Below are 2,165 nucleotides of genomic sequence, written 5' to 3' on the forward strand. Positions count from 1 at the left end.
TTGACTGACCCGTTCAATGGCGGGCGGATGTACCGCACCGGCGACCTGGTGCGCTGGCTGGCCGATGGCAACCTCGAATATCTGGGCCGTAATGACGACCAGGTGAAGATCCGCGGGGTGCGGGTCGAGCTGGGCGAGATTGAAGCCGCGCTGAGCAGCCATGCGGCCGTCAAGGATGCGGTGGCGCTGGTACGCGGCGGGCAACTGGTGGTCTGGTTCAGTGCCACACAGCCTGTGGACCTGCAGGCGCTGCGTGATTACCTGCAAGGCCGGTTGGCCGATTACCTGATACCGGCAGCCTGGGTACAGCTCGACAGCCTGCCGCTGACCGTCAACGGCAAGCTCGACCGCAAGGCGCTGCCGGACCCGGATCAGGAGGCGTTGCTCAGCCGTGAGTACCAGGCGCCGCAAGGCGAGACCGAAACGGCCCTGGCAGCGATCTGGGCCGAGGTGCTCAAGGTGCCGCGGGTCGGGCGTTTCGATCATTTCTTTGAGCTGGGCGGGCATTCGTTGCTGGCGGTCACGCTGGTCGAGCGCATGCGTCAGGCCGGGCTGGCCAGCGATGTGCGGGTGCTGTTCAACCAGCCGACCCTGGCCGCGCTGGCCGCCGCCGTGGGCAACAGCCGTGAAGTGGCGGTGCCGGCCAACCTGATCACGCTTGATACGCAACGCATCACCCCCGACCTGCTGCCGCTGGTGCAGCTCGATCAGTCAGCCATCGACCATATTGTCGCCAGCGTGCCGGGCGGCGTGGCCAATGTGCAGGATATCTACCCGCTGGCGCCGTTGCAGGAAGGCATCCTCTATCACCACATCAGTGCCCGCCAGGGCGACCCGTACCTGCTGCAATCGTGCCTGGCCTTCGACAGCCATGAACGCCTGCTGGCCTTTGCTGACGCGCTGCGCGCGGTCATCGCCCGGCATGACATCCTGCGCACTGCGGTGCTCTGGCAGGGGCTGCCGACCCCGGTGCAAGTCGTCTGGCGCCAGGCGCCATTGCCGTTGCTGGAAGTGCAGCTCGACCCGGCCGCCGGCGATGTGCTGACCCAGTTGCAAGCGCGCTTCGACGCCCGCGATTACCGCCTGGACATCAGCCAGGCGCCGCTGGTCCAGTTGGTGCTGGCCAATGATCCGGCCAATCAGCGGGTGGTCGCGATCCTGCTGTTCCATCACTTGGCGCTGGACCATACCGCGCTGGAGGTGGTACGCCAGGAAATGCAGGTCAGCCTGCTGGGCCTGGACGCCTCGCTGGGCCAGGCAATTCCCTATCGCAACTATGTGGTCCAGGCCCGCCATGGGGTCAGTGAGCAGGAGCATGAAGGGTTTTTCCGCGACATGCTTGGCGACATCGACGAGCCGACCCTGCCGTTTGGCCTGCGTGACGTGCAGGGTGACGGCGCCGATATCGAACAATTCCAGCTGGAGCTGGCGACCAGCCTGGCCAGCCGCCTGCGCAGTCAGGCGCAACAGGCCGGGGTCAGTGCGGCGAGCCTGTTCCATCTGGCCTGGGCACGGGTGCTGGGCGCCACCAGCGGCAAGGACAGCGTGGTGTTCGGCACCGTGTTGCTTGGCCGCCTGCAAGGCGGTGCCGGCGCTGATCGCGGCCTGGGGATGTTCATCAATACCTTGCCGCTGCGGGTCGACCTTGACGGTGCCGGTGTGCGTGACGCGCTCAAAAGCACCCATGCCCGGCTCAGTGCGCTATTGGTGCATGAACACGCGCCGTTAGCCCTGGCCCAGCGTTGCAGCGGGGTGGCCGCGCCGCTACCGCTGTTCAGCGCGATGCTCAACTTCCGTCACAGCGAGAACCACGCCAGCCAGCAACAAGCCTTGCAAGGCATCGTCACCCTCAAGCATGAAGGGCGCACCAACTACCCGCTAACCCTGAATGCCGACGATTTGGGTGATGGTTTTAGACTGACTGTCTTGACGCCGGCCAGCATCGGTGCCGAGCGCCTGTGCGGCTACATGCAGCAGGCTCTGAGCGAGCTGGTCGAGGCTCTTGAGCAGCAGCCGCGGCGGTCGGTCAATACCCTGCCGGTGCTGGACAACGAAGAACGTCAGCAACTGCTGGAAGGCTTCAACGCCACCGCCGTACCTTACGATCTTGAGCAGACCCTGCACGGGCTTTTCTCTGCCCAGGTGCAGCGCACCCCGAATGCTAC

At 65.5% G+C, this 2,165-nt stretch carries 1 protein-coding gene; it reads left to right on the forward strand.

Features of this window, described 5'->3' with window-relative positions:
* Positions 1-2,165 (forward strand): condensation domain-containing protein (locus NRB16_RS28700; protein WP_257107537.1); only part of this gene is annotated, 2,165 nt, incomplete at both ends.

Origin of the sequence: Pseudomonas sp. LJDD11, from assembly GCF_024584215.1 — a bacterium.
Classification (GTDB): domain Bacteria; phylum Pseudomonadota; class Gammaproteobacteria; order Pseudomonadales; family Pseudomonadaceae; genus Aquipseudomonas.